Annotated in this window: 19 protein-coding genes; 9 read left to right on the top strand and 10 right to left on the bottom strand. The window is 47.1% G+C overall.

Annotation, left to right across the window (positions count from 1 at the left end):
• Positions 1 to 153: 153 nt before the first annotated feature.
• Positions 154 to 3336: a bifunctional proline dehydrogenase/L-glutamate gamma-semialdehyde dehydrogenase PutA gene (putA, locus tag NX720_RS15180; RefSeq protein ID WP_262601592.1), complete on the bottom strand. Its 3183-nt coding sequence runs from the start codon at positions 3334 to 3336 to the stop codon at positions 154 to 156.
• Between the two features lie 820 nt (positions 3337 to 4156).
• Here putA and NX720_RS15175 point away from each other — a divergent pair.
• From NX720_RS15175 to NX720_RS15140, 8 genes are all read left to right on the top strand, one after another.
• Positions 4157 to 5137, top strand: a complete 981-nt coding sequence (locus tag NX720_RS15175) for a hypothetical protein (RefSeq protein ID WP_262595641.1) — start codon at positions 4157 to 4159, stop codon at positions 5135 to 5137.
• Positions 5138 to 5322: 185 nt separating this feature from the next.
• Positions 5323 to 9648: a hypothetical protein gene (locus NX720_RS15170; protein WP_262595640.1), complete on the top strand. Its 4326-nt coding sequence runs from the start codon at positions 5323 to 5325 to the stop codon at positions 9646 to 9648.
• A gap of 141 nt (positions 9649 to 9789) precedes the next feature.
• A complete protein-coding gene (locus tag NX720_RS15165) occupies positions 9790 to 10092 on the top strand; it encodes a DUF4212 domain-containing protein (RefSeq protein WP_262595639.1) in 303 nt (100 codons plus the stop codon).
• Positions 10089 to 11891 carry a sodium:solute symporter family protein gene (locus NX720_RS15160; RefSeq protein ID WP_262595638.1) on the top strand — a complete coding sequence of 601 codons (1803 nt, stop codon included), beginning with the start codon at positions 10089 to 10091 and terminating at the stop codon, positions 11889 to 11891. Before NX720_RS15165 ends, NX720_RS15160 begins: the two co-directional genes overlap by 4 nt.
• Before the next feature lie 152 nt (positions 11892 to 12043).
• The gene (locus tag NX720_RS15155) at positions 12044 to 12652 is read left to right on the top strand and encodes an MATH domain-containing protein (RefSeq protein WP_262595637.1); all 609 of its coding nucleotides are present in this window, start codon (positions 12044 to 12046) and stop codon (positions 12650 to 12652) included.
• 152 nt (positions 12653 to 12804) lie between these two features.
• Positions 12805 to 13563, top strand: coding sequence for an SDR family oxidoreductase (locus tag NX720_RS15150; protein ID WP_262601591.1), 759 nt, complete (start codon positions 12805 to 12807; stop codon positions 13561 to 13563).
• Between the two features lie 490 nt (positions 13564 to 14053).
• A complete protein-coding gene (locus NX720_RS15145) occupies positions 14054 to 14191 on the top strand; it encodes a hypothetical protein (RefSeq protein WP_262595636.1) in 138 nt (45 codons plus the stop codon).
• A gap of 154 nt (positions 14192 to 14345) precedes the next feature.
• On the top strand, positions 14346 to 15086 hold the full coding sequence (locus NX720_RS15140; RefSeq protein ID WP_262595635.1) for a DsbA family protein: 741 nt from the start codon (positions 14346 to 14348) through the stop codon (positions 15084 to 15086).
• A 348-nt stretch (positions 15087 to 15434) separates the two neighbouring features.
• Here NX720_RS15140 and NX720_RS15135 read toward each other — a convergent pair whose 3' ends face one another.
• The 5 genes from NX720_RS15135 to NX720_RS15115 form a co-directional block, all read right to left on the bottom strand.
• Positions 15435 to 15923 carry an H-NS family histone-like protein gene (locus NX720_RS15135; RefSeq protein ID WP_262595634.1) on the bottom strand — a complete coding sequence of 163 codons (489 nt, stop codon included), beginning with the start codon at positions 15921 to 15923 and terminating at the stop codon, positions 15435 to 15437.
• Positions 15924 to 16124: 201 nt separating this feature from the next.
• Positions 16125 to 17183 carry a hypothetical protein gene (locus NX720_RS15130; protein ID WP_262595633.1) on the bottom strand — a complete coding sequence of 353 codons (1059 nt, stop codon included), beginning with the start codon at positions 17181 to 17183 and terminating at the stop codon, positions 16125 to 16127.
• A gap of 446 nt (positions 17184 to 17629) precedes the next feature.
• Entirely contained in the window at positions 17630 to 19333 is a 1704-nt protein-coding gene (locus NX720_RS15125) for an AMP-binding protein (protein ID WP_262595632.1), read from the bottom strand.
• Between the two features lie 210 nt (positions 19334 to 19543).
• Positions 19544 to 19846 carry a GIY-YIG nuclease family protein gene (locus NX720_RS15120; protein ID WP_262595631.1) on the bottom strand — a complete coding sequence of 101 codons (303 nt, stop codon included), beginning with the start codon at positions 19844 to 19846 and terminating at the stop codon, positions 19544 to 19546.
• Between the two features lie 54 nt (positions 19847 to 19900).
• Positions 19901 to 21130 (bottom strand): amino acid permease, encoded by a 1230-nt coding sequence (locus tag NX720_RS15115; protein WP_262595630.1) that lies wholly within the window; start codon positions 21128 to 21130, stop codon positions 19901 to 19903.
• A gap of 214 nt (positions 21131 to 21344) precedes the next feature.
• On the opposite strand from NX720_RS15115, the gene NX720_RS15110 reads away from it, so the two are divergent.
• Entirely contained in the window at positions 21345 to 22478 is a 1134-nt protein-coding gene (locus tag NX720_RS15110) for a polynucleotide adenylyltransferase (protein ID WP_262601589.1), read from the top strand.
• Between the two features lie 94 nt (positions 22479 to 22572).
• Here the strand turns inward: NX720_RS15110 and NX720_RS15105 are convergent, their stop codons facing one another.
• From NX720_RS15105 to tsaD, 4 genes are all read right to left on the bottom strand, one after another.
• Positions 22573 to 23304: a hypothetical protein gene (locus NX720_RS15105; protein WP_262595629.1), complete on the bottom strand. Its 732-nt coding sequence runs from the start codon at positions 23302 to 23304 to the stop codon at positions 22573 to 22575.
• 81 nt (positions 23305 to 23385) lie between these two features.
• Positions 23386 to 23838, bottom strand: a complete 453-nt coding sequence (locus tag NX720_RS15100) for a 2-amino-4-hydroxy-6-hydroxymethyldihydropteridine diphosphokinase (protein ID WP_262595628.1) — start codon at positions 23836 to 23838, stop codon at positions 23386 to 23388.
• Entirely contained in the window at positions 23835 to 24218 is a 384-nt protein-coding gene (gene folB, locus NX720_RS15095; protein ID WP_262595627.1) for a dihydroneopterin aldolase, read from the bottom strand. The genes NX720_RS15100 and folB overlap by 4 nt, the downstream gene beginning before the upstream one ends.
• A gap of 41 nt (positions 24219 to 24259) precedes the next feature.
• Entirely contained in the window at positions 24260 to 25288 is a 1029-nt protein-coding gene (gene tsaD, locus NX720_RS15090; RefSeq protein WP_262595626.1) for a tRNA (adenosine(37)-N6)-threonylcarbamoyltransferase complex transferase subunit TsaD, read from the bottom strand.
• Between the last annotated feature and the right edge of the window lie 9 nt (positions 25289 to 25297).

Genomic DNA, 25297 nt, shown 5'->3' with positions numbered 1-25297 from the left:
CTAACCGCCGGTAACCACAAAAGCGGCGCGCAAGCCCAGCTGTCTCGGGGAGAAGGTAGCCGGGTTTGCCAGATTTAAAAGGGCAGAGCCAACCCATAGCCCATAAGAGGCAATAGCTTCTGGTGACCGCTCTCCCCCCACGTAAAGAAGCTGTCAACCATCACCCAGCGACAATAACGTAGCATTACCACCGACCGCCGTCGTATTAACAGTGCGGGTTCGCTCGGTGGCAAACCGGTACAGATAATGCGGCCCACCGGCTTTAGGCCCGGTACCTGACAGTCCCTGCCCACCAAAAGGCTGAACCCCGACCACGGCACCTATCTGGTTACGGTTAATGTAAGCATTCCCCACGTTCAGGCGTTCTTCAATGTAACAGGCAGAAGCCTCATTGCGGGTATGCACACCCAGAGTCAAACCATAACCCGTGTCGTTAATATCATCCAGAATCTGATCCAGCTCTGAAGCCTTATAGCGAATCACATGCAATATTGGGCCAAACTGTTCCCGTTCCAGCTGGGAAATGCGGTTAATTTCAAAAGCGACAGGGGCAATAAAGTAGCCATCAGCACACTCTTCTGACAACGGCGTTTCAGCAATCAGTGTGGCTTCCTGCTTAATTTTCTCCACATGACGTTCAAGACCTGCCAACGCATCCGCATCAATAACAGGGCCAACATCGGTTTCATGGAGCGCCGGATCGCCCACCCGCAATTCCTGCATAGCGCCTTTCAGGAGTTCAATAATCCGCTGCGCAACATCGTCCTGAATATACAAAACCCGTAAAGCCGAACAGCGCTGCCCGGCACTGCCAAAGGCAGAATGAATAACATCCTGCACCACTTGTTCAGGCAGTGCCGTTGAATCCACCAGCATGGTGTTCATACCGCCGGTTTCCGCAATCAATGGCACAATGGCTCCCGGTCGGTTGGCCAGAGTCTGATTAATCCGCTGCGCTGTTTCAGTAGACCCTGTAAAGGCAACCCCTGCGATTCGTGGATCAGCCACTAAACGGCCACCCACCGTTGCTCCATCACCTGGCAGCAGATGAATAACATCATCAGGTATTCCGGCTTCCAGCATTAACTCGGTGGCTCTCGCTGCAATCAGCCCGGTCTGTTCCGCCGGTTTGGCAATTACCACATTACCCGCTGACAGTGCCGCCGTAATCTGCCCGAGAAAAATCGCCAGGGGAAAGTTCCACGGGCTGATACAGACAAAAACGCCACGACCGGAAAGATACAGTTCATTCGATTCCCCGGTTGGTCCAGTCATCACCATGGGCGCACCGAACTTTTCCCGCGCCTGCACCGCATAATAACGACAGAAGTCAACCGCCTCACGAATCTCATCAATAGCGTCATGAATGGTTTTACCCGCTTCCCGGTGACAAAGGGCTACCAGCTCGTCCCGGTGCGTTTCCAGCAAGTCCGCGAGTCGTTCCAGACAGGCAGAACGCTGACTGACATCCGTCCGGTTCCAACGGTTAAAGGCATGGGTGGCTTTATCCAGAGCCATTTCAACCTCAGCGTTACCAGCCCCGTTCATGGTGCCAACGGTTTCCTGCCGTCGGTATGGACTCAATATGTTTGAAACCTCAGCGGTTTCCACTGGCTGACCACCCACGATGGGGCCTTTTTTCCATTGCCGGGTCATATGCCTCTGCACACCCTCACTGAAGGGTGCCCACTCATGTTCTATATCAATATTAATGCCGCTGGAGTTCACCCGCTCGCTGCCAAAAATGGCTTCTGGCAAGGGGATACGGTCATTGGCCAGTACTGAATATTGCTGCAACTGTTCGGCAGGATGGTGAACAAGATCGGCCACGGGGGTTTTCGCATCCACCAGGCGATGAACAAAGGATGAGTTCGCCCCGTTTTCCAGCAAACGCCTGACCAGATAGGGAAGAAGGTCTTTATGGCTGCCAACCGGGGCATAGATTCTTACATCTGACGACTCTTGTTGTATAACCGTGTTATAAAGAGCGTCCCCCATCCCATGCAGCCGTTGAAATTCATAGGTTTTCTGGCTTCCCGCCATACAGAGAATGGCGGCGACGGTGTGAGCGTTATGGCTGGCAAACTGTGGAAATAACAGAGGCTGGGCAAAGTCCTGTAATAAAAAACGGGCGCAGGCCAGATAAGCGACATCAGTCGCTTCTTTACGGGTATAAACAGGATAACCCTGTAAACCCTGTTGCTGGCACAGTTTGATTTCGCTGTCCCAGTAAGCCCCTTTTACCAGCCTGACCGGAATTCGGTCTCCCTGCTCTCTGGCCAGCCCCGCCAGCCAGACCAGTACCGGCAATGCCCGTTTGCCATAAGTCTGAACCACCAGCCCAAAGCCTCCCCAGCCGCTACAGTCCGGGTGTGTATACAGTTTTTCAAACAGTTCAAGGGAGAGCTCCAGCCGGTCCTGTTCTTCCGCGTCAATCGTAATAGCAACATCCTGTTGCCGGGCCTCCTGAATCAATGCCAGCACACTATCAAACAGCTCGGTCATCACCCTGTTTTTCTGGGACACCTCGTAGCGGGGGTGCAAGGCAGACAGTTTGATGGATATGGAGGGACGTGGCGCGTTTAACCTCCGGGACTGTGCGTTCTTAGAAAAGGTTCCCACAGCCCTGATCGCAGACAGGTATTCCCCATGATAACGTGCCGCATCGGCTGCGGTGAGAGCCGCTTCACCGAGCATATCGAAAGAATAGGTATAGCCCTGCTCCATAGCTTTATGACCGTTTTTCAGGGCTTCTGTCATGGTGCGCCCCAGCACAAAGTGCTTGCCCATAATCTTCATGGCCTGATGAACCGCCTGCCGAATCACAGGCTCGCCCATTTTGTTCACAAGGCGATTGATGATACCGGACGAAGAACCATCTTGGTTGCGATCAAGGGTAACGACCTTACCGGTCAGCATCAGCCCCCAGGTGGAAGCATTCACCAGCAGTGATTCACTCTGGCTAAGGTGGCTGTTCCAGTCAGCAACGCTTAACTTGTCTTTGATCAGCGCGTCAGCGGTTTCAGCATCAGGAATTCGCATTAATGCCTCAGCCAGACACATCAGCAAAATGCCTTCCCGGGTATCAAGGCTGTACTGCAACAGCAGGGCATCAATCATATGAATAGCGTCATTGCGCTCACGGACTGTCTCAACCAGCTCCGTGGCTCGTTGCGAGATAACCCTCAGTTCCTGCGGGGTGGGTCTGACCTCTTGCACCAGTTCCGCCAGCCAGTCCGATTCATCAATACAGTAATGGGGAGAAATGTGTTGCCTCAGCCGGGCGGAACCTGAATCAAGAATATCGGGAATAAACGCATCGCTAGCTTTGAGCATATTGTTATTTCTCATGTTTAAGCCAGGGCAAACTGTGTTGCCTGTTTATTGTGTATTGCAGAATGGGTGCAATAGTTCCACCTATTTTACTGGCATAAATATTTTGTTCAAAAGTCACATAAGGGTACTACTCTTTACTCTGGATTTTTATATCCCCTGAGAGTTTGTATTGAAACTCGTGATTTGAAACCAATCTGTACCAGCAAGGATACTGTAAAAAATGCCAAAACCATTTTACTCGATAGCTCTGCGCAAAACGTCATTGTTTATTCAGGCACTGGGGCTTTTACCTTTCTTATCAGGGCCAGTCCATGCAGGTAACGAGGATAAGCCAGAATGGACTAAAGCACCTCCTCAGACAAAACTGTCCTATCCCATTGCCTATCAGGGAAATGAAGTTTCCCCTGTGACATATACTGTCACTGGTTCATCCCAGTATATCCCTGTTGTCAACTCTGAAGGCAATCCGACACTTTTGCTTTCACCGGGTTCAGGGCAGGTTCCTTCGGTGGCGGACGGACAACATCACAACACCTATTACCCTTACCCTGTTTCTCTCGATGTCATTCAGGTAGGAGACCGAGAGCTGCGGATAACGACCGTAGGAGCGACGGGTTATCGAATCATTAACTCAATGGAAACAGACGAGATGATGAGAGCGCGGCATGAGTTCCTTATGCAGCACTCCAATTCCGAAGAGTACGCCAGTAACATCCCCTCTATTGCAATCGACAGAAGTCTGATCAATTCAATCCTGAGTGAACCCGGTGGTTCGAATAATGATTATGAAAAATTGCTGGACAACCACAGAATTCGTGAGATGTTTATGGATGAACAGGGCGAATTAAACGAAGCCAGCTTATCGTTTAACAAAAACTTTTACCAACCATTAAATAGACTCTTCAATCAACAACACCAAAGCCAGCTACGGGAAGACGCAACAAGATTAAGCCCGGACTTTGAGGCAAGAGCGAGAATTCTCGCAGAAAATATTATCGCAAACCGTTCAAATGTCCTGAATATATTCCGCATCACTGCAGAAGAGCTTGAACCAATTATAAATGCCCTGAATAACGACGAAAACGTTACCGCAAGCCTGATCAGTGCCTCTCAGCATGGAGTGTTTCGCTCATCAATAGAAGAAATCAACGAGCATGCAACCCGCACGGATCAACAAGGCAGAACAAGGCAGGCAATGATTACTGATGCCTATATCACCATTGAGTATAGAGATGGTGCTGGTGCTGGTGCTGGTGCTGGTGCTGGTGCCGTAGCAGTAAACACAACAGAAATCCGTAATGTCGAAGCTTCAGAAGGTTATGCCGGTAACCTGCAATTGCCTGCAGCCATCCTCTTACCGGATCCCGGGCTGCTGCTGATCTCTTCATTGACTGGCCCTGCCGATAATGAAAAGGCCAGATCAAAAACATTAGAAAACATTAGACATATACTGGATAACTACCCAAAAACGCCTGCCCTTCTGACCGCTTTCACCCCCAAAGCGAATACTGCGGAAAGTGAAAAAAATACACTGTTGGGCATGAGACAAAATAGCCAGTTACTCACGGAAAACAGTATGCCAAACTTTTTTCTGGGAGCAAATGATATCTACTCGGCATCCAATCCCGTTATAAAATTACTTTTAAATATTCTTCTGGAGCGCTCCGGTTGTATCAATAGCCATGGGTTTTCTGAAATCCAAAAGGGAAAAAAAGACGACGACGATGATAAAAAACCCGGCGCCTATATGCCTGGGCCTGGTGGACTTTCAGGAACCCTTTCGGCTTCCGGATCGTTCTAGAATGTCAGAGCGCCTGCCCGTAGTGCAGAGGAGACACAAAAATGGGAATACTTTAATCCCTGACAAAAATCCGGAGGAGGTAAAATCCTGGATTGCCTCCTCATCAATCATCGAACGTTTGATCGAGTCTTAACTGTAGTGCCTGCATAAAAGGTATCAGTCTTTTTTATTCAGAAGAGTCCGTTATGATTAAAAAAAATAGTGCCATCCTCCGGATTACCCTGCTTCTGCCTTATTTATTTTTCCAGATGCACACTACTGTTTTAGCCCAGAACGACGATGAGAGCTATACCGAAGCCGTGAATCAATCGGGTCTGCCTTCTAATAAAAAAGAATATCTTCTGAATGAATCCAGAGAACACTTTTTAAACTATATAAGTCAACTCAGAGAAAATCAGCCCGAGGGAACAATCAATGTCAGGGAGTTCATTGAGGAATTCATAAATTTTTTTGCTATTTACCCACACCCAAACCGAGCCCCGGGATTGACGGTCGGAGACTTTTTAGCACAAAGAAGCACGCCACCTACCCCCTTAGTCGTTGTTAATCAGGCAGAGTTACTCGGACTGCAGAGAGCATTAACTGAAAGGCAGAATACAATTGCTTTCCTGTCACAACAAATTGCAAGCACGCAGTACAATGACCAGAGCATCATAGATGGTTTAAACAATGATCTTGACGAAGAAAGAAGAAGAGCAGAAATACTGCAGTCAAGTATTGAACAACTTGAAGAGCTAAGAAGAATAGAAAGCGAGAATGAAGAGAGGAAGAAAGCTAAAGAGGAAAAAGAAAAAGAGAAAAGAATTCAGGCAGCTAAAAAAAGGGCAAAAGAAAGAGAGGAAGAGAGAAAAAAAGAAATAGCAAAACTGACTAGGAAACTGGAAGAAAAGGATAAAGAGCTATTATTAACAGCCGCTCAGGCAACTAATGAAGCGAAAAAGAGTGAAACTATCATAGTCAGGCTCAGGCAAGAACTTCAACAACAAACCACAGAACAGCCAACCCATACACCTGCACAGCAGTCCGAACAACGTGCTATACCCGAAAGCAGCGAAGGCCTTACTTCCCAACAATCTTCAAAGATATCCGAAGATAGTAATGACAAAACCATCAAGCCCACAACCTGTGAATCTGAACCAGATAAATGCCAGAAGCAATCTGAACATAATCATCAGAGAGTGAACAAAAAAAAGAGCAAGAGAAAAGAAAACTCTGATACTACGAGCAAACCGGTTGAAAAAGTATTACCCAATGCAGTAAAGGCTATCGCTGCTACTCAGCTACAGGCTTCAGGCAAGGGTCGTGATGATAGCGATAGCCAGGGCTCAAACTATTGGCAAACTCTGAAATCCACTGCAGCCAGCTTATCCAGCCGGGGAATAAAGGCAACAAAACAGGCAGCCTCAAGAGTTTATGATGCTGCCGGGGGGCTATATGACAAAAGCCGCAGGGGCATGAAAGCTGTTATTAAAAAGTTGAATCCTGCCAAAAGACACACCGGAAGGCTAGTCAGAAAAAGACCCGTAAGAACGGGATATTCTCCGTTAAAAGCACTTACTTATACGGCGGTTAGTCTGGGTGCTCTATTTTTGGGGGTTAAGAGCTACAGGTATAGGGTGACTGAAACAGACAAAGACTCTGCTGCTAGAAAACAAACATCGAAAGAACCTTTGCTCAAAGCGGTTGAGCGGCTGAATAGCAACAATAATTTACTTTTAGCAGAATTAATTCAGGAGTTTATTGATAGCCCCTGGGAAAAAGCCGATTTCCCGGTAACAGGTATCTATGATAAAAGCAGCGGCACAATACTAGCAAAGATGGAGCAGCCAACTAAAACAGCCTGTAGTGACTATGAATACGGTATCGTTGGGTACACAGATCAAGCAATTTCTCAAAACCACATACCTTTTTTTTCTATCAGCGATGATAAATTTACCACCATTGTTACCAACACAATCACCTATTTAGCAAGTAAAGCCCCTGACCTCATGGTTCCTGGCAACAATCAGCACATTGACATTCTGGCAAGCTCACTGATGTGGTGCGGTCTGCCAACAAGTAATAAATCCAAAAAACTTCACCGTTATTGTCTTGATGCTGTGATTCAAAAAGTGAAGAATGAGGGGGTTGACTGGTATAATCATGGCATTCATAAGCATTACTGGCATGGCATAGATTCTTCTGAGCAATCAGAATCAATGTTGACGGTATCGCCTGTTTTCAATTTAACGACCGAATGTGAGCTGGGAATATTGTCCTATCAGCCACGTGTGGTGAAGCCTTCATTTATTTCAACACTCTATGTCAGTACACCGCTGATTGATCATAACTATTCTTCAACTCAAATACCTCCCACTGAAAACCATGTGTTTTCAGCACCGCCAGAAGACTATTCTCATACAGATATGAAAAAAACTAAACCAATCCCTGACCGAAACAACGAACAAAGCCTTCAAGAATTAACCACGCTATCAAACCTTCATGAAACAGCAATCCTGCAAACACCTGATTCTTCATTAGCTGAAAGATTTCATTATTTACCAATCCAACAGGGAAAAAAATTGGACAAACATGCTTTCATGTGGAAGCTTCATCCTTTAATTGACAATCATGGATTAAGAAAAAAAAATATAAGCTATTTCCCCCACTATCTGTCAACCATTGATAGTACTGCATCCATCTTGTACTTGATACTATATAAAAGTAATAGATTCTTTATACACTCACCATTTATTTTATACTTGGCAACAAGAACATATATTTATTTTTTTCACCCCGATATTCAAAATCGTTACGTAAATGAAAAATCGGATACAAACATCCGAATAAGCTTTTTACAAAAAACATTAAACCAATATAAAGCTAACCTAAAAGATAACAAAAAATACAACATGCTTTTTTTATTATCCTTGGATACAAACTCTCCACTGGGTGTTATTTCTTTTAATGATAATGATGTTGAGTATTATTCTGACAATATAAAGAAAATAAAAACGTTTGGTTATTATCCGCTGACTCAACTAGAAAGTGGAAAGCAAAAAATACTATTCGACAAAGCTTTTTTTGAATGTTCAAGACACTATGGCATTGAGTGTAATCATGAAAATCAAATACATCGGGAGTATATCAAATTTTATCTGGCTATATGCAGTAACAAGCAGTCGTGTACAAAATCATTGTTCGATGATACGTATAGTTTTTGGACCATGATTTCCAATGAGTTTGACTGGCCTGAGATTGCAACGTATCAATTTTACTATAAATCACCTACTTTCAAATTTGATCAGCAAGGTTTTTACTTGGCAGTCTTTTTAAGTGAAAAAAACAATATAGTAAATCTTGGCATTGAACAAAAAACCAGCTCATTTGATCAAGTCAAATCATACTTACCATCAATAAGCAGCCATCAAAAAGAAAGTTCTCTTGTATCAATGAATGGGAAATACTTTTGTTATCCATTTGTACCTGAAAATAGCAACGAATGTCTATTTAGCACAACAAAAAAACAAACATTACTAACAAACTTCAATAAAGAAAAAATATTTTTTTTACAAAAATTCATGTATGACCAGTCAAGTATTTTGTTATTTTTTTTGCATGATACTCTTTTGCATACCCATACCAACAAGAAAATCTTATTTACAAACAATACAAATATAAAAGAAGCTTCCTGTAGTAATATCATTTACAACAGCTTACGCGCTTATTGCTCAACAGTAGCCAATTCCATAAAAAAACGTGACCTTTCGCTTATCATGGAAGTTAAGGCAGAAAAAAACTTATGGATTCCGGTTTTTAAAAAATCAACGAGTAATGAAAGTAGCGAATATAAGTATCATTTTAGCCACCGGATAAAATTTGGTGAACTAACTATTGACCAGGTAGGTCGCCACATTGATTATATTTTGACCTATATGGAGCAAGGTGATATCAGCACAAAATCACTACTGCATTCTAATATTCTTATCAATTCACTAAGCGTAATAGGTGTTCTTGATGATGAAAGTGATTCAATACATAAGGATGTTTATGATGCCAGATATCAAAGTGTTCTTGGAAGAAGCGCGCATAATAAAGGGTTAAAAACACTTATACCTTGCCTGAACACAAAGATTCAGGTCAACCGCTTATGTAGTGACAGAGACGAGTGCCTCCGCCTGATGCCTGGCTGGAGAATTAAAGTGGGAATTGACAATCAAGTGTCTCACTATATTGAGACACTCTACCCTGTCTGGATAACGCATGATAAAACCCTGTCAGCATTTTTGAATGCTTCCGCTGTACCACAAGCACCTCAATTTCTAGGCAATACCAATAAACTCAAAGTGTATAAATACACCAGCCAGTTAAATAAGCCAGAAGAATCAGTGTCCGGTGAAAGCATAGAATCAAACAGTGAAACTCTTTATGTTCTGTCTGAAAATGAATTGCAGTATTCACGCAAGCTTGACGTGCACCTTCTTAAAGATGGAATGATTCATACTGATCACTGTGGTATCGGTAATAATTGAGGATGAAGGCGAGTGGGAGTGGATTGCCGCTCCCCTGCGAATATCCTTAGCCTAAAGTCGTAAAGTCGAAACACTCATATCCTGTTAGTGTGAAGGCCGTCTCCATCATAAGAACAATAAGAGCAACAAGAGAGTGCCCCTATGCAAGATAAACAAGCGGCTCAGGCCTATTGGAAAGAAAACATACGGCTGTTACTCAGCCTTCTGGTGATCTGGTTTGTGGTCTCATTCGGTTGCGGCATTCTGTTTGTCGACCAACTCGACAAAATCACCTTCTCCGGCTTCCCCCTCGGATTCTGGTTCGCCCAGCAGGGCTCCATCTTCTCATTCGTTGCCATTATCTTTTTCTACATCTGGCGCATGAATGTGCTTGACCGCAAATACGATGTTTATGAAAACGATGTTTATAAAAACGATATTAGTGGAGAGGAAAAACAATCATGAGTACCGCCATGCTGACCTACCTCTTTATTGGGACAACGTTTGCTCTGTATATAGGCATTGCTATCTGGTCTAAAGCCGGGTCCACCAAAGAGTATTACGTGGCCGGAAAAGGCGTTCACCCCGTTGCTAATGGTATGGCCACCGGGGCCGACTGGATGTCGGCCGCGTCGTTTATTTCCATGGCCGGCATCATCTCATTTATCGGACGTGACGGTGCGGTTTACCTGATGGGCTGGACCGGTGGTTATGTACTGCTGGCCATGTGCCTTGCACCCTACCTGCGTAAGTTTGGCAAGTTCACAGTGCCGGACTTTATCGGTGAACGCTACTACTGTCAGACCGCCCGCATGGTGGCCGTGATCTGCGTTATCTTTATCTCCTTCACTTATGTTGCCGGTCAGATGCGCGGCGTGGGCATTGTCTTCTCCCGCTATCTGGAAGTGGACATCACCCTTGGCGTGATTATCGGGATGGGTATTGTTTTCTTTTACGCCGTCCTTGGTGGCATGAAAGGCATTACTTATACACAGGTGGCCCAGTATTGCGTCATGATCTTCGCCTTTATGGTGCCCGCTATTTTCATCTCCATGATGATTACCGGAAACCCCATCCCACAACTGGGCTTTGGCAGTGAAGTCTCGGGAACCGGCATGTCGGTGCTGGAAAAACTTAACGGCCTTTCTGCCGAGCTGGGCTTCGACCAGTATACCAGTGGCAGTAAGTCGACCATTGACGTCTTCTTTATCACAATGGCTCTGATGGTGGGTACGGCTGGCCTGCCTCATGTGATTGTCCGCTTCTTCACAACCCCAACGGTTCGCGATGCCCGTAAGTCGGCTGGCTATGCTTTGCTGTTTATTGCGATTCTTTATACAACGGCTCCCGCCGTTGCCGCTTTTGCCCGTATCAACCTGCTGAATACCGTCAGTGACAGTTCCTATGAAAAGCTGCCGGAGTGGTTTTCAAACTGGGAAAATTCCGGTCTGATCGCCTGGATGGATAAGAACGAAGATGGCAAGATCCAGTACACCGCTGGCGCAGCCATAGCGGGCAAGCCAAGCTTTACTGATGAGCGCGGCGAGCATGGTCAGCGCCTGGTCAACAACACTGCGACGGATAACGCCAACGAGCTGTATGTTGACCGTGACATCATGGTACTGGCGAATCCGGAAATTGCTCAGCTCCCAGCCTGGGTGATCGCCCTGATTGCCGCCGGTGGACTGGCCGCAGCCTTATCCACAGCCGCAGGGTTGCTGCTGGTTATATCCACATCCATCTCCCACGACCTGTTGAAAAAGAACCTGATGCCCGGCATTACGGATAAACAGGAACTGCTCGCTGCCCGTCTGGCCGCTGCGGTGGCGGTTGTGGTAGCCGGTCTGTTTGGTATCTATCCTCCGGGCTTTGTTGCCCAGGTGGTCGCCTTTGCGTTCGGGCTGGCAGCCTCATCGTTCTTCCCGGCGATCCTGCTGGGCATTTTCTACAAACGCATGAATAAAGAAGGTGCTGTCTGCGGTATGATTGCCGGGCTGGTGTTTACCTTCTCTTATATCGTCTACTTCAAGTTCATCAATCCAACGGCCAATACGGCTGATTACTGGCTGTTCGGTATTTCTCCGGAAGGCATTGGCACCCTGGGTATGCTGATTAACTTCAGCATTGCCATGGTCGTGTGTCACCTGACCGAAGCACCACCCAAAGAGGTTCAGGATATGGTTGAAGATATTCGCATTCCCAGCGGTGCTGCCGCACCGGTTGAAGAAGGCCTCTCCAGCCGTCCGGCTGATGGCGTAAGTTAATTTCTCTTCAAGCCTGCCAGAGAGGAAAGCACAGGCTTCCCTCTCTGCTTCCTGCCCCGGACTTTACTTCCTGTCCGCCAGAAATACCATACCTCCGAATATTTGCTACTTTATCTCTGCCCGAAGTTTGCTTTAAAAAAATGGTGATCGGTATGAAGGTCTGGCGGTTCAAAATACTGGTGGGTTATTGCTTTGCTTTATTTGCCAACTTACTTCTGAGTTCGGATGGTTTTGCCTTTTCTGACACTGAGAAAAGAATAACCTCCCTCAAATTAATGATGCACGCTAAAGTTTCTACCCTTAAGCATCATAATGTCAGGCTGCTATGGAAAATTGAAGGTTATACACAGAAAATGCTGGATGCCATAACGGGCAGAAAAACAGCAATCTATAGCCCTCCTATATATACCTCCCCTTTCGGGTACCAGTTCCGTGCAAAGCTTTACCTGAATGGTGACGGCCTTGGACAAGGAACCCATCTGTCCCTGTTTTTTGTTCTTATGAAGGGTGACTACGATGAGTTTCTTCCGTGGCCTTTCCAGAAAAAAATTACAATGACACTCATTGATCAGGCGAACGCTGGTAATGTGACTGATGCCTTTTTTTCCGACCCATGCAGCAGTTCTTTCCAAAAACCCGTAAGCGATATGAACATCGCTATCGGCATTCCTACTTTCCTGCCATTGAGTACCGTCGACAAGATGGATAACAGACAGTTCATCAAAGACGATACTCTCTTTATCCAGCTTAATGTTGATTGAACGGTTGAACTAATCGTTTATCATGCGATTAACAAAAGTCAGGAGGCTCTATGAATGGACTTTCAAACAGCCATGAGCTTCTAAACAGCCATGAGCTTCTAAACAGCCATGAGCTTCTAAACAGCAATGAGCAGAAAAGGAGCAACACACCCATGCCTAATACCGTCTTTATCACCGGTGCCACTTCTGGCTTTGGCGAAGCCTGCGCACGGCGGTTTGCCAGCGATGGCTGGAATCTTGTTATTACCGGTCGTCGTCGGGAGCGACTCAGCACGCTGAAAGAAGAGTTACAGCAGCATAGTCAGGTACACGCCATCGCTCTGGATATCAGAGACCAGCAAGCCATACAGACTGCGGTTAATGAGCTGCCAGAATCCTTCAGAGATATCCACACCCTCATCAACAACGCCGGCTTAGCGCTGGGTACAGAACCCGCAGATCAATGCGACACTGAACAATGGATGACCATGATCGACACTAACATAAAGGGACTGGTGATGATGACTCATGCCCTGCTTCCCGCTTTGAAGAAAAACAACAGTGGTAGTATTGTTAATATCGGTTCAGTGGCAGGTAGCTGGCCTTATCCTGGCGGTAACGTTTATGGTGGCACCAAGGCGTTTGTGAAACAATTTTCACTCAGTCTACGCTGTGACCTGCTAGGCAGTGGTGTGCGTGTAAGCAACATAGAGCCGGGACTGGCTGAAACCGAATTCTCAGTCGTCCGTTTCAATGGAGACCAGTCCAAAGCAGACGCAGTTTATGAAGGGATGCAGCCTTTGACGGCGAAGGATATAGCCGACACCGTGTTCTGGATTGCCAACCGTCCGGCTCATGTCAATATTAACAATCTGGAAATCATGCCAACACAGCAGGCATGGGCAGGCTTTGCGGTCGACCGCAAAAAATAACACGTGACACCATAAGGCTTTCAGAAAAATGTTACAAAAAGTTGATCTGCGACATCAAACTGCCAGCTGAATTCAATAATACTTAGACTCGTCAGTCCTGAGAGGTCTTCTGGCATTCGATACATGGGGTGAATGTCAGAAGATCACTTTAACGGATTTTGGCGCTTTCCACTTATACGACAATAGTTATTTATAAATAGCTGCTTGAATCGTACAACTACTACTATTCAGCTCCGTTAGCTCTTTACCTCCACTACCAACTGATCACTATTTGATCAACCGCTACTAACCCAGTATTTATAATCTATCGACCACTTATCCACAGGTAATTCAGAGCGTTGGTCAGTGTTTCTGTTAACAACTACTGAACAACTTATTTATACACAGATAGAGAAAAACCACTAACCAGCCACTGCGGCAAACGTAATAACCACAAACCATACACAAGCTAACCGATTTTCCAGCTTGATTTACTGACGACTTTCAGACAATGGCTGAAGACACCAGGCAGAAACTGAACCAGATTCACGGAAATATTTCTGCCAGCAACGCACGACAACAACCGTTAAAACAGGCATCAACCTTTTACTCTGCTGATCCGCCTATGTGGCCTTTTCCACGAAACTGATACGAACCCTTACTGCTTTCTGAAATCTTCAATGTAAAATCATCGCTCTGCTTCATGCTTTACCGAAATACATTTTTATCGATATTCCGGCTTCTGTCCGTTTGCCTGATGTCGGGCCATATGAGGCTGAAGAACAATTCATGTGGATAACTCAATGAAAAAACTGCTTTCTGCAATAACACTGGTGGCGGTAGCCTCCACAATAACTCCCTTCTCTGTGCAGGCTGCTCCCCTGGACGGTCAACAGCAACAACAGGTTCGGGAGCTGGTTCGTTCGACACTGGTCGAAAATCCGGACATTCTGGTCGAAGCCATTAGCGAGCTTCGTAAACGTGAGCTTCAGGCACAGGAAAATGCTCAAAAAACCAGCCTTGAGGCAAAAAAGGATGAGCTGTTTAACACCCCTGGCGACCCGTTTATTGGTAACCCGAAAGGGAAGGTAGCCATGGTGTACTTTGCCGATTACAACTGTGGTCACTGCAAACGTCAGGACCTGATCCTGGAACAGATGGTTAAACAGCATCCTGACCTGAAAATCATCTACAAGGAGCTTCCGGTTTTAGGAGGTGCATCCAGAGAAGTCGCAGAGCTGGTACTGGCTGCCCATAAAAACCACCCGGATGTTTACCAGAAATTGCATCAGCGCCTGATGTCCAGGCCAGGCAGACACGACAGCACCTCTATTGCTGCTGCCTTCAAAGCCGAAGGACTGGATATTGAAACTCTGAAAAAGAAAGTAGATAACAACATCAAGGCAAAAATCGACAACAACCTCAGACTGGCATCCGAGCTGGGCATTAGAGGTACTCCTGCCACGGTCTTTGCGGACGAAGTATTAGGTGGCTTTACCAAGGCTGATCAACTGTCTGAGAAAATCAAGTCTCGACTGAACTGACAGATGATGCCACTGATATAATATTTACCCCGGTGGAGCATGATGAGTCCAGGATTACGGAAATGGCTTATTGAAATCTCCCTCATCGTTTTTTCCGGGGTCGTCATTACCGGTTACAACTAAATCTGGTCTATTAACCTGATTATGTTTCAATCGTTAAAACTACTGTCAGCTTTGTTTATTAGAATGATTCATTTTTTTCAGGGAACATCTTTTCAAGCAACGCAATAAAAAAGGAAGACCCAAGGCCTTCCCTTTCTAAAGACTGATAACCGTTTTCCAACCTGCGTATGGGCTTGACATTTCAAGCACACACTCTGCGTTAGAAATCGGGAATTCTATTAAGGCTTACAGCTCAGTAACAATGCAGTCTTTACGCTCTTTACCTGTACGCTCCAGGTAAGCAGAAAACTCAGCAGGAATGCGACCAGTGGTTGCACCTTCCCAGGAAACAACGGTACCGTCTTCAGCCTGGTATTCAAACTGATAACGCTGACGGGTTTTACCTTTACGGTTAGACTCAGTACCGGCACCTTTGCCCATCACCGCCAGATCATCAATATCCAGCCCCTTGTCCTGCATTTCTTTCAGAACAGCCTCAATCGCTTCACGCTTGCGCTCCTGTTCCTGCTCTACTTCTTTTTGAGCTTCCAGCTTTTCTTCGTAAATGCTCTCAATTCGGCTAATGACACGCTGAATGTCTTCTACGTGCATATCCTGAAACAGTTTACGCAACTGTACTTTGGATTTCAGAACACTCAGGGATTCTTCAAAAATATTCATTGTGAATTGACCAATAGTCAGGGACAGAAAATTACGAATGGCGAAATTTATCACAGCACCTCATAGATGCAAACCAGTTTGATTGTATTTATGAGGATATCGATATATGAAAGCTATTATTACTTCAGTACCAACCCATTAGATGAAGCATTTTATTTTTTACTCATAAGAATCATAAGCAGAGTTGGGGACACAAAATATCCGGTGCCTCCAACTCTTTTTCAATTCACCCATTCAATTATAAACCGGTTAACTTCAATCCTGTTTTACATGCTGGGGAACCGCTCCCCGGCTCAATACGTAACCGTACATTGCGGAAAGCGCTGCCATTACTTTTGCTCTGTAATAAATTAGACCTATCGTACTAAGTCCTGCGGCACAATCGCCCACGGTGTTGCTTGTACCAATGGCCGTGGTGGTAACTTCTGTGTTCCAAAATCCAACTAAACCGCCTGCATGGCGAGTCACGTTGGGACCAAATTCACCATACTGAAGTTTATCTATGGCTGCCTTAAAGCCCGGCGTCGTTGTAATCCTGTTATAAAACCACCCGCCAGCAAGAGGTAACGCAAATTTCTTACCCCTAGTCCATACCCAGCTTAAAACACTGGCCCCTGCACTACTCAGTTTGGTGACAAACATACCAGCACCATTCATACAGCTTCGGGCACACCCTCTAAAGCTGGCTCCGGACTGAGACGGTTCATTTTCAGCAACCAGAAGCATTTGGCAGCTCTGCTCTCCATAGAGGGTCTCATGACGGTGAATCTCACCTTGCAGCTTTGTCCTAATGGTGTTTTCAGCCTCCATTACGTTCTCCAGCTGTCTTCCCGAAAGCTGGGCCTGGGCTCTTCCGTTCTGGCTGATCGGCAGTTTATTCATTTGCTCGATGTATTCTGATATAGGTACATTCCGGGATTTATCCTCAGTGCTGAACTGAACCGCAAAACACCGTGTTTTTTCAGGCTGGAACACACCCGGCAAGTAGGCGTTCACATAGTCAGCGATACGCCTTTCTTTTTCTTCAGGAGCCTCACTGCCATCCAGAAACTTACAACTATCAGTACCACGGATAAGGACTTTATTCAGCGAGGAGCTCTTGTTGTCGTGGTATCTGCATTCAAATATTCCACGCTTAACCCAATCCATATTGGCAAGCCCGGCCAGCCTCTGGCTCGTCTCGTCTGCCTCAATGTTCTCAGGGGCATTAACTACATCATCCGGCTCACCGGACTGTTGCTCTAGTGGAAGAGACCAGACACCCATTGCGACCAGTGCAGCAAGCAAGCCTGTCACCCAAACTGTTTTCTTCACGAATTGCCTCCCGGAAGGTTGCCCACAGCGTTTTGCACCTGAAAGTCGCTAAACCAATTTGTAAAAGCCCGCCTGGAGCAGCTATTAGTAATTAGCAACTGGCAGTTATCTTGCCTGGTGCCGCCAAGCGCCAAAAACCATATCCATACGGCCGTCACCCCCACGCAATCGGGGGTGACGGCCGTATGGATATGAGCGCTTGTAAACACTATGGCGTGCAATTAATCCTGCAGTTTATCTGGAAAGAGTCTAGAAGATAATGAGCTTTGTTCCAGTAGCAGTTTAAACAATCTGTTTTATTAACCGATCAACACTCAGCTGCTGGAGATGTCATTGGAGAATTAATGTCCGCAACGCACTTTCAGCCCCCGCTAAATAATCAGTCATTCAACGATCTGAATAAAAATCAAGCCGAAATCAATAACCCCGGCTTGATTTTTATTGACTTAGCCTATGGAAGCCTCTTCTGTCCGAAGCTGTTTACGCAGCACCTTACCCACCGCAGACATGGGCAATTCCTGCCGAAACTCTATGTATTTAGGCATTTTATAACTGGTAAGCTGCTGGCCGCACCAGTCTCGAATAGCCTGCTCCGTCAGAGACTGATCCGACCTGACCACAAAGAGTTTAACCGCCTCACCTGCTTTTTCATCCGGTACACCAATAACAGCACACTGATCGACCTTTTCGTGCAGGGCGACAACGTTCTCAATCTCATTGGGATAGACGTTAAAGCCTGAGACAATCACCAGGTCCTTAATGCGATCCACGATACGGATGTACCCGTCTTCCTGAATCACCGCAATATCACCCGTATGCAGCCAGCCTTCGGTATCCAGAACTTCTGCCGTGGCTTCAGGCCGGTTCCAGTAACCCTTCATGATCTGTGGACCTTTTACGCACAGTTCGCCCGCTTCCCCCGGATTCACCTCTTCACCGTCATCAGTAACGATTTTTATGGAGGTTGATGATAATGCCGGGCCAACAGTCCCCAGCTGGGTCAGCTCACCCGCAGGGTTGGCAGCCACAATGGGAGCAGCCTCAGTCAAACCATAACCTTCCGAAATTCGACATCCCGTTACTTCATGCCACTGTCTGGCCACCGGTTCCTGCAAGGCTGTTCCCCCTGAATTGGTCACTGTCAGCCCGGAAAAATCCAGACGGTGAAATTCAGGGTGACTCAATAACCGGGCAAACAGTGTGTTCAGTCCAATAAATGTGTTGATCTGCCAGGGTTGCAGAGCCGAGATCAGGCTATCAATATCTCTGGGATTAGGGATAAGAATACTGTGGGCTCCCAGCTCAAAAAATGAAAACAGATGCACAGTGAACGCGTAGACATGGTAGAGCGGTAGCGGCGCCACCACGATATCACCACGTAAGTCTGAAATCAGCCTGCCGTCCTGATCCACCTGGTGACGCAGAGCCGATGTCTGCAATACATTGGCAATAATGTTCTTTTGCGTCAGCATAACGCCTTTCGCGACCCCGGTGGTACCACCGGTATATTGCAGCACAGCCAGGTCATCCTGCTGACTCCCTGAGACCGGGCAATAGTCCGCTACCATGCCTTTCATCATGGCATCGTTAAATGCTACTGCTTCAGGAAGGCTGTATTGCGGCACCATTTTTTTAACGTGCCGGACAGTAAAGTTCACCAGCAACCGCTTCATCCAGGGCAGAGAATCCCCCATTTCGGTGACAACAACCTGCTCAAGACCGGTCCGGGGCAGAATTTCTTCAACAATATGCGCCACCGTATTCAGACAAACCAGAAGCTTTACGCCCGAATCATTAAACTGGTGGAGCATTTCTCTGGCGGTATAAAGAGGATTGGTATTTACAACCACCAGCCCCGCTTTCATAGCACCGTAGACGACAATTGGATACTGAATAATATTTGGTAACTGAATAGCAATGCGGTCACCGGGCTGCAAGGATGTATGCTTTTGCAGATAAGCGGCAAAACCATTACTGAGTTCATTGATTTCTGCATAAGTCAGGGTCTGATTCATGCAGGTATAGGCAGGCCGGTCAGCAAACCGGCTGACCGATGTATTAATCAGCTCTGCCAGATGGCGATACTTTCCCAGATCAATTGCGTCTTCAATACCGGGAGCTCGCTTACCTTCCCAGAAACTGGCGTCCATGAAGCACCTCTCATTATCATTATTTTTATCGTTAAGGGCTCAGGCTTAGTGCCTTTATTAACTCTTATCATTGGGCTGAAGCAGCCACCATAATGCAACTTACAGCTATTTTGACTTATACGACAGAAGAATATCTATTTACAACGTGAAATGCAGCAATAAACAAAAAGAAATGAAAATAGATTGTCGTACAACTGATCTTTGACACGCTCAGATAAGTGCGTATCCCGTTGGCAAATACTCTGCCAGCTTTCCAACCTGGTTGTTATCAGAACGCAGTAACGCCTGCTTTTTGGCTCTTGACCATTTTTTAATTTCAGCTTCGCGCTTTGAAGCACTTGAGCGATTATGGCCGGACTCAAGGTACGCCACTAAAGCGGGTTTGCGCCCTCGAAAATAGCGCGCGCCACCTGTGCCACTGCTGTGCTGTTTCCAGCGTCTGCGGATATCCGTGGTAATTCCCGTATACAGCGAGTGATCGCTGGCGATGATGATGTAAACAGACCAGTTCATAACCATTCAATTAATTTGCCGATGCTGACAATTTAACAGACAGATTATGAACGATCACCCCAGCAGAGGCAGAATACCCAGAGAAACGCCAATCTGAGCAGCCACCACCAACAGCCCGGTTAATGCCGCAACAACAAGGCCAATATTGCCTCCGGGAGCCTGGTAAGGCTCCTCCATGTGCAGACGTCTCACTTTCCAAACCATCAGCACAGGCAAAAAAACGGCCAGTACGATTAACGCTATCGCCGCATAGCCCAGGGCAAGAATAAAGCCATCGGGATAGTAAATTGCCACCAGCATAGGAACCACCAGCGTCAGTAAAATGGCCCGAACCCTGCCAGTTAAACCGTTATGGCTGTTATGGGACAATTCTGACAGGTAATCAAACAGCCCCAGCGCCACCCCCAGAAACGATGTTGCCAACGCAAACGACGCAAACACACTAATCATCAGACTAAAATGACCAGCAGACGACACTTGACCAACGACAGAGATAAGATAGCTAACGGAATCCGGCATCGTTGCCATATTGCTTACAACGGTTGGCGACAAAGCTCCAAGCGTCGAAACAACCCAGAAGATATACAAGACAAACGGCAAAGCACTACCAATCAACAACGCCTTGCTGAACTTCGCCGGACATCCCTGCACATAACCAACCACCGTAGGTACCACAACATGATAACCAAACGAGGTATACAGCACAGGCAGCGCAGCCAGCAACACAGGAAAAGAGCGACTGTCATAGGTCAGGTTTTCAAGCTGGGTATGAGGAAATAAAGAGGCCAGTATCACCATCAGCAGTAGTAACATGGAAATAAACATCACCCGGTTACAGATATCCACCAGGGCGGTTCCCAGCAACACGATAATAGCGGCAAACGAAGTCACCAGAACAACGGCCACCCAGTAAGGCAGTTCCAGGCCTGTAATCATCAATACGCTGTTAAACTGTGAAGCCCCCCCGGAAATATAGGCTGCGCACAGTGCGTAATAGAGAAACAACATGGCAATGACAGCAACAGCCTGACCGTTTCGTCCTAACAGCAGGCCAACCATACCGTGCAGGTTTTCAGTCCCGGGACAGGCCCTTCCGGCTTCTGCGATCAGTAACCCGCCGTAGGCAGCCAGCAACCAGGTAACGAGCATCAGGGCCAGTGCTTCCCACAGCCCTGTCAGGGCAGAGATAATAGGCAGCGCCAGCATACCGGCACCAATACATGTGCCAGCAATCAACAAAGCACTACCGAACGTTTGACTCTTCATTTTTATAACTGTTTGCATAACTGATATAACCCTACAAAATAGCAGCTGAATCAGCCAAGAAAAAAATAATACAACGGCGCATTAATAAAATGCCCCCAAAATCACCGTCAGCAGTGCACTCAAATCAAGAGAATACCTATTGCCTCCGTACGTCATCCGTTACCATTAACCCATTACGCATTGAGGCGTATTGCTTAATATCACACCTCTAAAATCAAGGCTTTTGAACGCTATGAATATTTATCTGGTAGGTGGTGCCGTCAGGGACAAATTGCTCGGACTGCCTGTAAAAGACCGGGACTGGGTGGTGGTGAACAGCACGCCTGAGGAAATGCTACAACAGGGCTTCCAGCCGGTTGGACAGGATTTTCCGGTTTTTCTGCACCCAAAAACCAAAGAAGAATATGCCTTAGCCAGAACAGAACGAAAATCCGGGCATGGCTATGCCGGTTTTACTTTCCATACCGACCCGGACGTGACCCTGGAACAGGACCTGGTTCGCAGGGATCTCACCATCAATGCGATGGCAGAGTCGGCAGAAGGTGACATCATCGACCCTTATCAAGGGCAGCAGGATTTACAGCAGCGGCTGCTAAAGCATGTCTCTCCCGCCTTTCAGGAAGACCCTTTAAGGATTCTCCGGGTCGCGCGCTTTGCCGCCCGTTTTGCCCACCTGGGGTTCACTATCGCGGAAGATACAATGTCCCTGATGGCTCATATGGTAAGCGTCGGTGAAGCCAGCCATTTAGTGCCAGAGCGGGTATGGCAGGAAACGGCCAGAGCCTTGATGGAACAGCGCCCGGAAATCTATTTTCTGACCCTGATGAGCTGTAATGCCCTGAGCGCAGTCTTGAAAGAGTGGCAACCCTTTTTATTGGGATCACCCCATTGTCTTGCCGCTTTACAGCGGGCTGCTAAACAGAATGCTTCTGAACCGGTGCGTTTTGCCTGCCTGTTTGCCGCCAATAAGAAAACCGAGGCATCCAGCCTTAAGCCATTTTTCCAGCGGATGCGTTTCCCATCCTCTTACTGTGAACTGGCCCTGCTGGTGTACCAGCAAGCTCACGAAGTGCCCGATGTGCTTGACAAGCCAACCGCAGAAAAGGTCATGAATCTGTTTGAAGCAACGGATGCCCTGCGTCGGCCTGACCGGTTTGAAGATTTCATGGCAACAGCAGGCTTTATTGCACATGCGAAAGGACTGAGTTTCCCGGCATCCAGCCAAAACAAACTCCTTGACCTGTTAAGGCAATGTCACGCCATTAATGCCAGGGAAATTGTTGCGCAGGGAGTGAAAGGCAAAGCCATCGGAGAAAAGCTCCGCCAGCTTCGACTTGAAGCTCTGGGGCAGGCAATAACCAGATAACAATAAAGATCAGGCTACACAGACTGACTCGAAGAAATTATGGTGGCGCCATGGTTGTCAGTTTGTGTCGTATAAAAAGCCGCACTCAGGTCGGCTAGCCAGTATGAAGCCAACCGCCAGATGTCTCAAAGTCTGGCTCTTTATGCTCATCACGATTCTTCCACATGCGATGGACCACCGGAGTAATAATCTCGCGACTGAAACAAAAATGCCTTATCATATAATCTAAAAGCTTCTCATAAGACGGGGCGTATACGATAAGCATATAATCATCCTTGCCTCTACCCAAACCCCATTGGCTATTAATAAGAAAAACCTTATCTCCCGCCGCCCCAACTGCAACAAGGCCCTCCCCGACAGTGCCTAACTCGAATGAAAAGAGATTCGTACGAGCAAGCGACCTTTCCCGACTAGTTCCAAAAATCCCGTAATCGGACACAAGCACCTCCGTAATATGCAAGTCAACCACCCTTCTTCTATTCTCAATAACAGGCTCCAAAGAGTTGTTCGCTGAATAAGTTATAGCTATGTGTTTTTTGAATTTTCGAATAATATCCGCAACAGTCTCTATGCTTGCACTTCTTAAATCACTACTGCTTCGTTCAAGCCTCATGAGGCCCTGGTGCATTATGTAACGATCTATAGAAGGCCGAGGCCCCTTGGGGATAGCTGCCGAGGAGAGAGCTGACGCAAGCGAACAAAAATCCGGCGGACTCAGATAGCTCAGAATCATTTCTCGAGTCTGCTGTATATTAAAAACACTAGCAATAGCCGCCATGGCTCTTCGGTCGTATTGCTCAGTAATGATGACTACCCTTGTGGCCATTCCGGAGTTTTCCACTAGTTGACCCTTGACATTTACAGTAATAGATCGAAAAGTATAGACCCCGAAATGCAGCAGGGAAATTCAGGCAGTCTCAGTCTGAAAGAGATAACAGGGAGCATCACCAACGCTCATCCGTTCATCCAACTGCAAACAGACTTTTTCAAGGTTCACACGAATAGCTTCGCCCTTAAGAAAAGCCTGCAACTGCAAAACCAGCGGCTGATAATACACCTCGCTGACATGACCCGGCTGAAGAATATCCAGATCAGCCTGACAGATTCCGTTCCGGGTCCGGATTCTACCCAGCTGAGTTTCCAGTTTTTTACACCAGTCGTATAACTCCGGGATCGACAATAAGGCTTCAAAGCTGACGACAGCGTTCAGGTAGTGTGGGGCATCCACACCATAAGCAGGGGTTTGCACAATACTGCTGACACAGACCTGTCGGAAAGCAGAGCGAATGGCCCTGATCATTGCCGTGCAGTTATGCACGGCATTTTCGTTAGAGCCAATACCAACAAAATATCGGTTCATAACTGATCCATCAGTTTCTGCATATCCATCTGTTCCCTGGTACGTTCGCAGAAGACCGTTGCCAGAGCGCCTTTCAGTGCATGAGGTTTGCGAATAAAGACACCCACTTTTTCCACAGGGAAGTTATCCAGTACCCGCTGAATAATACCACCCGCCAACGCTTCCAGCAGGGCAAAACGGGAAGCTTCAGTAAACTCACGAACACTGTTACTGATGGCTTCATAATCAAGGGCATCGTTCAGGTCATCACTGCGAAAGGCATTGGTAAAGTCTGTTCCCAGTTCGAGGTCAATGACCAGTGGCTGCGGAGCTTCATGCTCAAATTCATAAACACCAATAATCGCCTCGGTTTCCAGTCGTTCGATACGAACTTTATCCATTGCCTGAACCCTACAAACAGAAAAGCTGAAATTATAACGTATTAAACCGCCTCAAGCTCTTCCATCGGCCAGCGCGGCTGAGGGGCCACCTCAAGAGGCTCAAGCTGACCAGCCAGCAATCGCTGACAACCCGCATAAGCGATCATGGCACCGTTATCCGTACAGAATTCCGGGCGGGCATAGCGCAGGGTTGCTTTTTCTTTTGCCACCATGGACTCCAGGCCTTCACGAAGACGTTTGTTGGCACTCACACCGCCCGCAATCACCAGCTGTTTCAAACTTGTTTCACGCAATGCCCGTCGACATTTAAATGCCAGGGTGTCCACCACGGCTTCTTCAAACGCTCTGGCCACATCAGCCCGGTCCTGATCCGTAAAATCGCCACACTCTTCACGGCATTTCGCCGCCGTGTTCAGCGTGAAGGTTTTCAAACCACTGAAGCTAAAGTCCAGCCCCGGGCGATCACACATAGGCCGTGGGAACCGGAAACGCCCCTGCGTACCCTGCTCAGCCAGCTTTGATACTTTAGGGCCACCGGGGTATCCCAAATCCAGCATGGCAGCCACTTTATCGAAAGCCTCTCCAGCCGCATCGTCTACCGACTCACCCAGTAAACGGTACTGACCAATACCACCCACCTGCACCAGCTGGGTGTGACCGCCGGATACCAGCAGTGCCAGAAACGGAAATTCCGGTGGGTTATCTTCCAGCATGGGTGCCAGAAGATGCCCTTCCATGTGGTGAACGCCCACACAGGGCACACCCCAGGCCCACGCCAGGGAACGACCAATACAGGCTCCTACCATCAGGGCACCAATCAGACCGGGACCTCTGGTATAAGCCACTGCCTCAATATCTTCACGCTGCAAGCCCGCCTGACTCAGCACTTCCTTAATTAAAGGCAGTACACGCTGAATATGATCACGGGACGCCAGTTCAGGAACAACGCCGCCGTATTCGGTGTGCATGTCAATCTGGCTGTACAGCGCATCAGCCAGCAGCCCCTTGTTACTGTCGTAGAGAGCAATGCCGGTTTCATCGCAGGATGTCTCGATCCCGAGAACTACCATAGCCAACTC

This window comes from Endozoicomonas euniceicola (assembly GCF_025562755.1).
In the GTDB taxonomy this organism is placed as follows: domain Bacteria; phylum Pseudomonadota; class Gammaproteobacteria; order Pseudomonadales; family Endozoicomonadaceae; genus Endozoicomonas_A; species Endozoicomonas_A euniceicola.
This window is presented reverse-complemented; position numbering and strand designations above follow the sequence as displayed.